General features: G+C 35.1%; 6 protein-coding genes and 3 pseudogenes. All 9 read left to right on the forward strand.

Annotated features, from left to right (window positions below; genetic code table 11):
* Window positions 1-396 (forward strand): tautomerase family protein (locus tag AC1DJR_RS18950; protein ID WP_477003240.1); only part of this gene is annotated, 396 nt, incomplete at its 5' end.
* Window positions 393-716 carry a carboxymuconolactone decarboxylase family protein gene (locus tag AC1DJR_RS18955; RefSeq protein ID WP_033709001.1) on the forward strand — a complete coding sequence of 108 codons (324 nt, stop codon included), beginning with the start codon at window positions 393-395 and terminating at the stop codon, window positions 714-716. The genes AC1DJR_RS18950 and AC1DJR_RS18955, both read left to right, overlap by 4 nt.
* 101 nt (window positions 717-817) lie before the next feature.
* Entirely contained in the window at window positions 818-1261 is a 444-nt protein-coding gene (locus AC1DJR_RS18960; RefSeq protein WP_002012331.1) for a MarR family winged helix-turn-helix transcriptional regulator, read from the forward strand.
* Between the two features lie 52 nt (window positions 1262-1313).
* A pseudogene (locus AC1DJR_RS18965) lies at window positions 1314-2255 on the forward strand (ring-cleaving dioxygenase).
* Between the two features lie 16 nt (window positions 2256-2271).
* Window positions 2272-3327 (forward strand): LLM class flavin-dependent oxidoreductase, encoded by a 1056-nt coding sequence (locus AC1DJR_RS18970; RefSeq protein WP_477003241.1) that lies wholly within the window; start codon window positions 2272-2274, stop codon window positions 3325-3327.
* A gap of 599 nt (window positions 3328-3926) precedes the next feature.
* Window positions 3927-5125 (forward strand): annotated as a pseudogene (locus tag AC1DJR_RS18975) (cytochrome ubiquinol oxidase subunit I).
* Window positions 5112-6128, forward strand: a complete 1017-nt coding sequence (gene cydB / locus AC1DJR_RS18980) for a cytochrome d ubiquinol oxidase subunit II (RefSeq protein ID WP_429688182.1) — start codon at window positions 5112-5114, stop codon at window positions 6126-6128. Before AC1DJR_RS18975 ends, cydB begins: the two are co-directional and overlap by 14 nt.
* A pseudogene (locus tag AC1DJR_RS18985) lies at window positions 6128-7605 on the forward strand (ABC transporter ATP-binding protein/permease). The gene cydB and the pseudogene AC1DJR_RS18985 overlap by 1 nt, the downstream one beginning before the upstream one ends.
* Entirely contained in the window at window positions 7602-9326 is a 1725-nt protein-coding gene (gene cydC / locus AC1DJR_RS18990; protein ID WP_131245754.1) for a thiol reductant ABC exporter subunit CydC, read from the forward strand. The pseudogene AC1DJR_RS18985 and the gene cydC overlap by 4 nt, the downstream one beginning before the upstream one ends.
* Window positions 9327-9564 lie beyond the last annotated feature (238 nt).

Here is a 9564-nt window from a genome sequence, read left to right on the forward strand (position 1 = left end):
GTTTATTATCATGAAGATATATTAAATAAAGAAGAGTTGAAAAAGATAGGTGAATGTATCCATCTTTCATTAATTGAACATTTCGACATCCCTGAAAATGATTATTTTCAAATATTTTTACCTTATCAACAAAATCAATTTTTGTATAATCCATATTATTTGTTGGAAAGAGGAGAAATGAGAACTGAGAATATGATTCATGTTTCTATTACATGTGGACCTGGAAGAACAGTGCAACAGAAAAAAGGTTTGTATCAATCTATATCCTTTGAAATTTCAGCATGTTCTAATGTGAAAGTTACTGACATTTTTATTACATTACATGAGATAGCTGCTGAAAACTGGTCATTTGGTCAAGGGATGGCACAATTGGTAAAAATGAAGGGAGCAAAATGATGAATGAACCAATTGAATTCTATATTCCAAAGAAAATGAGAGAAGTAGCACCTGTATTTTCTCATTATAGTGAAGAGATATTATTTGAGGAAGTGTGGCGGGATGCCGCTTTAACATTAAGAGAAAGAAGCTTATGTACATTGTCGGCACTAATCAGTCTTGGTAATACAGAACAATTACCATTTCATCTGAAGCTAGCTAAACAAAATGGGATAATGGAGAATGAATTAGTTGCATTAATAACACATATGGCTTTTTACGTTGGTTGGCCAAAAGCTGTGGCAGCTTTAAATATAGCAATGAATGAAATGGAAAGTTAAGAATAATGATTTTGGGAGGTATTTTTAACATATTTCTACTTGCATTACTATCACTTGAGTGGTAAAGTGATAGTAAGATCAACGCTAGGAAGTGATGAAACATGCGTGAAAATACGATAGGATCGTTAATATGGCTACGTTTAATACGATTTACGAACCAAAGTAATCAAATGTCAAATGAGTTTTTAAAACGTTTTGATTTAACAACAGCCCAATTTGATGTGCTTTTGCAAATACGGACTTATCAGCCATTAACACAAATGGAGTTAGCAGAAAAGGTTACCGTTACACAAGGCGGTATTTCTCGAATGTTAACACGTCTTGAAAAAGAAGGATATATTATACGAAAACAAGATTGGAAAACGAAAACAATTAGTCTTACAGAGCAAGGGGAAGCGGCTTTAGAAAGAGCATTGCCAGAGCAACTTGCATTTCAATCATCATTTTTTGATGATGTATTAAATGAAGAAGAGCAGAAAATACTATACGAGTTGATGTCAAAAGTTCATAAGCATAGTGAAAAAAAAGAATTACCGAATGAGTAATTTTTTTTACTCAATCAATTGACTAATCAAGTGATGAAGAGGAGGAAGTTTTATGTATACAATTCCAGGACATCACCACATTTCTATGGTGACTAAAAATGCGAAAACAAATAATAATTTTTATCGAGATGTTTTAGGATTACGCCGGGTGAAAAAGACAGTCAATCAAGATAATCCATTTATGTATCATTTGTTTTATGGTGATTTAACAGGGAGTGCCGGAACTGAATTATCATTTTTTGAAATGCCGAATGTAGGTAGAACAATCCGTGGTACAAATGCAATAACACAAATAGGCTTGCTCGTACCTTCAATAGAAAGTCTTACATTTTTGAAGAGACGTTTTGAGTCACTCCAGGTGGCGCATGGGGAAATTACAACTTACGCCGGAAGAGACGCACTGCACTTTGAAGATCCAGATGGTCTACGGTTAGTGCTGTTAAATAATAAAGATGAAGAGGTGCCTGAATATTGGACTGCATGAGATGAATCTTCTGTAGAGCAGAATCATCGTATTTTAGGCATGGGAACAGTTGAAATGACAGTGCGCAGTTTAAATAAATTATCAAAAACATTAACAGGTTTGTTTAGTTATAAAGAAGTATCTCGTTCAGACGATGAGGGGATTTATCAATCTATTGATGGTCAATCTTTTGGAGAAATTTTGGTGAAACAGCAAGATGGAGAGAGTGAAAGACCAGGAAAAGGAAGTATTCATCATTTAGCTATTCGTGTGAAAAATGATGAAGAACTGAGTTATTGGAATGAAGCGGTGAAAGATAAAGGGTTCCAATCAACAGGGATTATCGATCGCTTTTATTTTAAAAGTTTATATTTCCGTGAGTCAAATGGCATTTTATTTGAGATTGCAACGGATGGACCAGGATTTACAGTAGATTCAACAGTTGAAGAATTAGGAAAAGAGCTGGATTTACCACCATTTTTAGAAGAGAGAAGAAAAGAGATTGAAGAGAAATTAATACCGCTTTATTAAAAGGGAGAGAGCAACTATGGAAAAATACCGTATTGATACAAGTAAGGGAATTGAATTTGGATTATATTCAATTGGAGATCATATTTTAAATCCGCATGATGGTTCGAAAATAAGTGCAGAACAAAGAATTCATGAATTAATTGAAACAGCAAAGTTAGCGGATGAATCTGGACTTGATGTGTTTGCTGTCGGTGAAAGTCATCAAGCGCATTTTACAACGCAAGCTCATACAGTTATTTTAGGAGCTATTGCACAAGCTACGAAAAATATTAAAATCGCGAGTTCTGCAACAGTATTAAGCACGTCAGATCCGGTTCGTGTATATGAGGACTTTGCCACAATCGATTTAATTTCTAATGGTCGTGCTGAAATCGTTGCTGGTCGTGGATCTCGTATTGGAGGATATAGTTTACTTGGTTACGATGTAAATTATTATGAAGAACTATTTGAAGAGAAGATGGATCTTTTATTAAAAATAAATAAAGAAGAAAGTGTAACATGGAAAGGGCAGTTTAGAACACCACTTGAACATGCGGCAATTATACCGAGAGCTAAAAATAACAATATGCCAATTTGGCGTGCTGTCGGAGGGCCACCTGCTAGTGCGATTAAGGCAGGGCACGCAGGTGTACCAATGATGCTTACGACACTTGGTGGCCCAGCTATTAATTTTAAAGTTTCGGTTGATGCATATCGTGAAGCTGCTCAGCAAAGTGGTTTTGATCCAGCAACATTACCAATTGCGACAACAAGTTTATTTTATACAGCAGAAAATTCACAAGATGCACTTAGTGAATATTATCCTCATATTAATGCYGGTATGCTTGCGCTACGCGGTGGTGGGTATCCGAAACAACAATTTACTAATGCAGTAGATTACCGTGATGCGTTAATGATTGGTAGCCCGCAACAAATTATTGAAAAAATGCTTTATCAATATGAATTATTTGGACAGCAACGTTTTATGGCACAGATTGATTTTGGCGGTGTACCATTTGATAAGATTGAAAAAAACATTGAATTAATTGCTACCGAAATTATGCCAGCTGTTAGAAAATATATAACGAAATAATGATAAAAGTACCGGGAATATAATTTATTCTCGGTACTTTTTTATTTAGTCAGTTTGAAAAATGACAAAAAAACGAATTTTATGTCTAGAGGAAGGGGAGTTTTTTTCTATTTGTGAATAACAATATTGTTGATTTGAATTTTGGAAATACATTTTTCTCTTGACAAAAATCTAACGTGTTTTCAGGTTTGATTCGAGGACATTTTTCAAAGGGAAAGTCAAGCGTATGAAGAGAGAAACATAATAACAATTGATATAAGAGTGTGTTGTATGTTTGAAAAGTACGTTTTTAAAATGTGAGAAATCTAATTCAAAAAAATTACAAAAGACATATTTCAGACAAAATCCTGTCAATAATACGTCAAAAATCACCTGAATTTATTATGTAAGTATATTATACAATTCGATTAACGAATAAAACACTACTGAAATAGTGAAAAGGTAAATCGTATGAAGAAAGTTCTTTTGTAATTATCTAAAAAACTGACAATTTATATTTTCAGAAAGTACATAAACGAATTTATCTTTTTGTATTTCCAAATGATTGAATTGTTCATTTAATTCAATCGATAAAAAATTATGAAGGAAGTGATTTAAGCATGGAAACGCTCGAATTGGCACGAATACAATTTGCATCAACAACGATTTTTCATTACTTTTTCGTTCCGCTGTCTATAGGTTTAGCTTTTATCATTGCGTTAATGCAAACGTTGTATGTGGTAAAGGGACAAGAAGTTTATAAGAAAATGACAAAGTTTTGGACACAAATATTCCTTGTTAACTTTGCAGTAGGTGTTGTAACAGGTATTTTACAAGAATTTCAGTTTGGTATGAACTGGTCAACRTATTCACGTTTTGTTGGTGATGTTTTCGGACCGTCACTGGCAATTGAAGGTTTATTAGCATTTTTCATTGAGTCTACATTCCTAGGTTTATGGGTATTCGGTGAGGATAAACTTCCGAAGCGAGTTCACCTTTTATGTATTTGGCTCCTCTCAATAGGAACAATGTTATCAGCCAAGAGACTGAGGTGTTTAAGAAGTCTTTCAGAGTTTCTATCGTTGTTGGAACAATTTCAACAGCATTGGTATTATTTTTCGGTCATGCACAAGCACAAAATTTAATTAAGACACATCCGATGAAAATGGCAGCAGCTGAAGCATTATGGAATACGAGTGAGGATCCAGCGCCATTTACAGTATTTGCAAAAATTGATACAGAGAAGAAAGAAAATTCGTTTGAAATTCAAATCCCTTATATGCTAAGTCTATTGTCATATGATAAATTTAGCGGTCAAGTTGAAGGGATGAATCAAATTCAAAAACAATATGAAGAAAAATATGGACCTGGAGATTATATTCCTCCAGTACATACTATGTTCTGGAGTTTTAGAGCGATGGTAATGAGTGGAACATTCATGCTTCTTTTAGGGATGTACGGCTGGTTCTTATCAAGAAAAGATCGCTTAACTGAAAACCCTTGGTATTTAAAAATAATGGTATATGCAATTGCACTACCGTTTATCGGCAATACAGTAGGATGGATCATGACTGAAATGGGACGTCAGCCTTGGGTTGTCTTCGGTGTTATGAAAACAGAAGATGCTGTATCTCCAAACGTTTCATTTGGAGAAGTATTATTCTCTCTTGTTTCATTCACATCACTATATTTAATTGTTGGAGGAATTACTGTTTACTTATTCGTTCGTATCATTAAAGGACATGCGAATAAGAAAACGAAAAAGGATTATCAAAGCCATGATCCATTTGATAAGGAGGAAGAGTATGTTATCTCTTAATGAGTTGTGGTTTCTAATTATCTCAACCTTATTCGTTGGCTTCTTTGTACTTGAAGGTTTCGATTTTGGTGTAGGAATCGTTTCAAGGTTTTTAGGAAAAAACGATTTGGAAAAACGTATATATTTAAATACAATTGGGCCGTTTTGGCACGCGAATGAAGTATGGCTTGTTTGTGCTGGTGGCGCTATGTTTGCGGCATTCCCGCACTGGTATGCAACTTTATTTAGTGGGTTTTATATTCCATTTGTGTTTATGCTTCTTGCATTAATTATAAGAGGTGTTTCCTTTAAATTCCGTGCGAAAATAGAAAATCATAAATGGAAGAGTTTCTGGGATTGGGGCATGTTTATTGGAAGTTTGCTACCTCCCATACTATGGGGAGTTGCAATCGCAAACTTTATGACAGGTGTACCAATTGATGAAAGTAAAAATATGGTAGGAGGATTCATGAAATTACTTCACCCATTTGCGTTACTTGGAGGAGTTATGTTTCTTCTTCTATGTATTGTTCATGGTTTGCAATTCCTTACTATACGTACAACAGGAACATTACGAGAACGCGCACGTATTGCCGCGACAAAGATTGCTCCTTTTGCATTAATAGCACTTCTTATTTTTGCGGCTGTAGGGTTATGGAAAACAGATATTTTCACCGCACATGGTTCAGAGTGGCTAATGGTTCCAATTGGGGCTTTTGTAGCGCTATTTGTTTCTACTTTATTAAATAAAAGAAGAAGAGATGGTTGGGCTTTCTTTATGACGAGTTTAACAATCATTTTGCTAAGTGCAAGTGTGTTCATCGGTATGTTCCCGCGTGTCATGATTAGCTCATTAGGAGCGGTAAATGATTTGACAATTTATAATGCGGCATCAGGACCTTATGCATTAAAACTGATGAGCTATTTTTCTCTTGCKATTTTACCGTTTGTTATCGGTAGTCAAATATGGAGTTTCTATGTATTTAGACAACCTGTTAAGTCAGACAAAGATTTGGAGTACTAATGAAAAGAAAAAGAGGACTTCCGTCGTATCCTGGTAGCCGAGTTTTATATGTAACTTTAAGTCTTATTAGCATTTTAGAGGCGTGTAGTATCATTGCRCAGACAGTGTTTTTAGCACGAGCMATCACATTTTTATTTCATGGAGAAACAGTGCAAGCTGTGCTAAATGAAACTGTTTATTTTGGAATCAYGTTTGCAGCACGCCAAATGTTGGTGCGAACATCGCAAATATTGGTTGAGCGTTTCGCTGAAAAAACAGGATTTGCATTACGTAAACAACTAATAGAAGCATATTTTACGTTAGGGCCGAGATTTGTCCAAACGAATGGGACTGGTCATCTGGTTACTTTATCGATAGAAGGTATTGAGAAATTTAAAACATATATTGAATTGACAATTCCTAAAATGATTAGAAGTAGTATCGTTCCAGGGCTAATTGTTCTATATGTTTTAACACTGGACATTAAGTCTGGAATCATTTTAGTTGTAACGATTCCAATTGTGATCATATTTATGATCCTTTTAGGATTAGCAGCGCAGAAAATGGCGGATAGCCAATATGAAACATATCGTGTACTCTTACGATTTTAATTTTAGCGCCGGAATATTTTCTGCCGATTAAGCAAGTTGGAGCGAATTATCATGCTACATTAGATGGACAACTTGCAATGGAGCAAATAGAAGAAATTTTAGAGAAACAAAAAGAAATAGAAAAGAAAGATTCAAATGTAGATATAGTATGGAATTCTTCTAGTAGTTTGAAATTACAAGATGTAAAAGTAAATAATGATGAATCTGAAAAGGCTATATTAGAGGGAATTGATTTTACTTGGCAAGGTAACGGTGCTATAGGCATTATTGGTGAAAGTGGGGCAGGGAAATCAACGTTAATCGATGTGTTAGCAGGATTTCTACCKCCTTCGGGTGGGAAGATGTTAGTARATGGTGTGGAAATTGGTGAATCTACTCGAGAAGATTGGCAAAAAAATATTGCTTATATTCCGCAGCAACCTTATATTTTTCCRCTTTCRTTAAAAGATAATATTTGTTTCTATGAAACGAATACAAYTGATGAAGAAGTTGAGAGAGTTATTAATGAAGTTGGTCTTCGTTCGCTCGTTGCATCATTACCACATGGGATGTACGAAAGAATTGGAGAAGGTGGACGTATGCTTAGTGGCGGACAAGAACAACGTGTCGCTATGGCACGTGCACTTTTAAGTAAAAAGCCAATCATTTTATTAGATGAACCTACAGCACATCTTGATATTGAAACTGAATTTGAAATAAAGCAATCGATGTTACGTCTGTTTGAAGGTAAGTTAGTATTTCTTGCAACGCATCGTCTGCATTGGATGAAGCAAATGGATCATATTCTTATTTTAAATAAAGGGGAAATTAAAGAAAGTGGAACATATGAAGAACTTTTAAAGAATGAGACATTACATTTTCATAGGGAAGAGAGGGGAGAGCGATGAGTAATTGGATTAAACCTCATATACAGCAAAATAAAGGTAGAATGACGTTGACTATTTTCCTCGGGCTTCTTGGAGTTAGTTCAGGTGCGATGCTACTTTTCATTTCAGGTTATTTAATTTCTAAATCTGCTCTCAGACCAGAAAATGTAATGGCTGTATATGTTCCTATAGTTGCAACGCGTGCGTTTAGTATAGGGCAAGCTGTCTTTCATTATTTAGAGCGTTTAGTAGGGCATGACGTCGTTCTACGAATTTTAGAAAAAATGAGAACAAAACTATATAGAATTGTAGAACCACAGGCGTTATTTTTACGCTCTCGATTTCAAACTGGTGATGTACTAGGTGTATTGTCTGATGATATAGAACATTTACAGAATCTATATTTACGTACAATATTCCCTAGTATATTAGCGTTAGTTGTATATAGCATTTTCGTACTTGTTATCGGTGCATTTGACTTAGTATTTGCACTTATCGCAGCTTGTATGTTAGCTGTTATTGTTTTTCTTCTCCCATTCGTATCACTACTTTTGATGAAACGACATCATGTTGCTTTGAAGCGAGGAAGAAATCGTTTGTATCAACAATTGACAGATGCTGTATTTGGGTTATCTGATTGGCAGGCGAGTGGTAGAAAAGATGAATTTATTAATGAGTATGTAGCGCAAAATGTCCAGTTGTTAAAGACAGAAAAGAGAGTGAAACGCTGGTACCATATTCGAGACAGTCTCATTCACTTAACAGTAGGTATTGTAGTCATTTCAATGATTATATGGACTGGAAATGCAGCGGCAAGTGAACAGATTGCACCTACAGTTATCGCAGCTTTCGTATTAATGACATTATCTGTGACAAATGTGCTTATCCCTATATCAGATGCTATCGATCGAATTCCATCTTATGTAGAATCTGCTCATCGGCTTAATGGCGTAGAAAGTGAGAGCACTTTGGATGGTGGTAAGGAGTTACCTGTAAATAAAGAATACGTTGTATCAAAACATGTAGATATTGAACTGAGTAATGTGTCGTATAATTACCCGGATAGTAATGAACCTGTATTAAAAGATGTATCATTGCAAATAAAGGCAGGAAAGAAAATTGCTATTTTAGGTAGAAGTGGAACAGGAAAATCTACTTTACTAAAATTGTTAACTGGGGCATTACGTCCGGTAAGTGGCCAAGTTATATTGAATGGTGAACAAGCTCATACGGATTTTTTGTCAAAATATATTTCTGTATTAAACCAAAAGCCACATTTATTCGATACGACAATTGGAAATAATGTGCGGATCGGTAAACCAGAGGCTAATGATGAAGAGATATGGAGAGCTTTAGAGAAAGCACAGCTAGCACCGCACATTGCTTCTCTTCCTGATGGATTACAAACAAAAATGCATGAAATGGGAAAGAGGTTTTCTGGCGGAGAAAGGCAAAGGGTAGCATTTGCAAGAACTCTTATGCAAGAAGCATCGATTATTGTGCTTGATGAACCAACTATCGGTTTAGACCCTAAAACGGAATTAGCCTTAATAGAAACCATGTTTTCTGCAACAGAAGAAAAGACTGTTATTTGGATTACACATCATCTTGTAGGAATTGAACATGTAGATGAAATTATTTTCCTTGATAGTGGCCAAATCGCTATGCAAGGTAGTCACGAACAGCTACTGAAAGAAAATGAGAAATATCGTAGGTTATATGAGCTTGATAAAGGTATATAAGAATGAGATGCAAAAAAACACAAATTCTTGGTAGTTCAAGGTTTGAGTTTTTTTGTATTTGTGGTGAAATCATATAAGCCGTATAAGCTATTTGATCATGAAATGGTTATATATTGTTAGAAAGGGTGTTTAAAACCTATCCTTTCAAGGCAATACTTGAGCCATAGTAAATGGATTGTTGGAAGGCGTGATTATATGTTTGAAGAGGATGGCATTGTTTTAATACTGGAGCCTGCTG

Source organism: Bacillus sp. 05T31 (genome assembly GCF_056396725.1).

Excerpts from the sequence above, each read along its gene's own strand:
- AC1DJR_RS18955 (WP_033709001.1), top strand. The coding sequence starts at position 393 with ATGATGAATGAACCAATTGAATTCTATATTCCAAAGAAAATGAGAGAA.
- AC1DJR_RS18960 (WP_002012331.1), top strand. The coding sequence starts at position 818 with ATGCGTGAAAATACGATAGGATCGTTAATATGGCTACGTTTAATACGA.
- cydC (WP_131245754.1), top strand. The coding sequence starts at position 7,602 with ATGAGTAATTGGATTAAACCTCATATACAGCAAAATAAAGGTAGAATG.